General features: G+C 44.4%; 1 protein-coding gene. It reads right to left on the reverse strand.

Annotation, left to right across the window (positions count from 1 at the left end; translation table 11 throughout):
• Window positions 1-57: 57 nt before the first annotated feature.
• Complete coding sequence (locus HMPREF2794_RS07990) at window positions 58-1653, reverse strand: IS66 family transposase (RefSeq protein WP_022302424.1); 1596 nt, start codon at window positions 1651-1653, stop codon at window positions 58-60.
• Between the last annotated feature and the right edge of the window lie 19 nt (window positions 1654-1672).

Consider the following 1672-nt stretch of genomic DNA (forward strand, 5'->3'; position numbering starts at 1 on the left):
GTAAGCGTCTCGGCGATGCCGTGTTTTTCTTCAAAAAATCAGATAATCCTTTTCTTTTCAGATTCTACTTCTGTTTTCCTTCCATTTGTGTGGCAATAAATCTCTATATATTTTCCTGTCTGTATTTGGTGGTAACTTCGCCGCTTTGTTAATCACATCGGCTATATATTCGAATGTATTTATGCCATGCATCCTGCACGAACATGCCAATGAATATAGTATTACCCCTCTTTCAGCTCCCTTATGGCTTCCGAAGAAAAGCGAGTTTCTTCTGGATAGTGATATATACCGATTATACCTCTCGACAAGGTTGTTGTCCAGATAATACTCCCCTTTGGTAAAGATATCCTCTATGGCCTTCCACTGGGATAGTGTGTAATTAATGGCCTCCGCCATTTGGCTTTTCGGTAATAAGTCCGGCTTTGCCTGCAGGCTCAATAATTTCTTTTTTATCTTCCTGAGTATTGGCGGGGCATACTGTTTTCTATGTGCAAGATTGTCTTTGATTGTCCATCCCTGATAGCCTGTCCGATGTTCATGTTCCTTTTGGTACAGTTGGTTTATCATTTCAACTATCTTTCGGGCGTCCGGTTCCTTATCCTGTTCAAGAAACTTTCGTTTGACGTGCTGAAGACATGCGATCCTCGTGATATTGTGATATTGGTCGGTTTCCAGTTTCCTGTATGGGGCGTATGCATCACTTTGTACTGTTCCTTTATAGGTTTTGAGGAAATCAAAAAGCACCTCCTGCCTGCGTGATCCGCCCTCATAGAAATAGAGCACCAGCTTTAAGGTCGCTGCCGCCGCTGCCCAGATATACCCTTTTCGTACCCCTTTGCCTTTACTGTTCTTTTCCGGAACCAGTACTTTGTGATATGTTTCGTCACAACAGAGGTAGGGATCTTCAAGCACCACTTCCCTGAGTGCTTCATAGAGGTTTTCGAACAAAACAGCCGTTTTACCCAGCAGATGATGGGCGGTGGGCTTCTCGAGTTCGAACCCGTTCTCCCGAAAGAAGTTAACGATACGTTCCACACTCATGGAGTAGATATATCGCAACTGGCATAAACCGGCAACGAACGAACCGTCATATTGGGAATTCAGAAAAGGGGCGGCGGGGGCGCAACCGCTGAAGACCGTTTCATTAAAGCTATAAATATTCTGTCGATAAATGTACTTAATGAACTTTGGCGGAATATAGACATATCGGATAGAATCACGGTATCCCATAAACTTGGCAAGAGACATACTGAAAAGGGGATGGTCGGGATTGACTTCGATTATCTTTTCTTCCAGTTCAAAATGCTCTTTACGTTTGGAGTTGTTATTCCCCCGTTCTTTGGGGGAAGCGGACGGACGGGACGGAGCTGTCTCAGAAGCGGGTTGCGGCTTATCAGGTATTTGCTTTTCAGACTCATTGCTGATAAGCTTACTCAAACTGCGGCTAATGTTCTCCTGCTTTTTCAGTTTGCCGTTCTTCAGCGTCAGCGCTTCTTCCAGAGATTGAACGGCATCGGTCAGTTGCTTAACCTGTGAAGTCAGTTCACAGATCAGACGCTGACTTTGTTGCTCACGCTGGTCAGCAGCTTTAATCTGTTCCTTGAAATGTCTGTTCTGTTCCTCCAGAAGCTCTATGACCCGGTCTTTTTTCATACCTCAAAGATACGAAAAA

This window comes from Bacteroides sp. HMSC067B03, assembly GCF_001811315.1.
Lineage (GTDB): Bacteria > Bacteroidota > Bacteroidia > Bacteroidales > Bacteroidaceae > Bacteroides > Bacteroides faecis.

Bases quoted from the DNA above. Each gene is read 5' to 3' on its own strand.
- HMPREF2794_RS07990 (WP_022302424.1), bottom strand. From the start codon at position 1,653: ATGAAAAAAGACCGGGTCATAGAGCTTCTGGAGGAACAGAACAGACAT.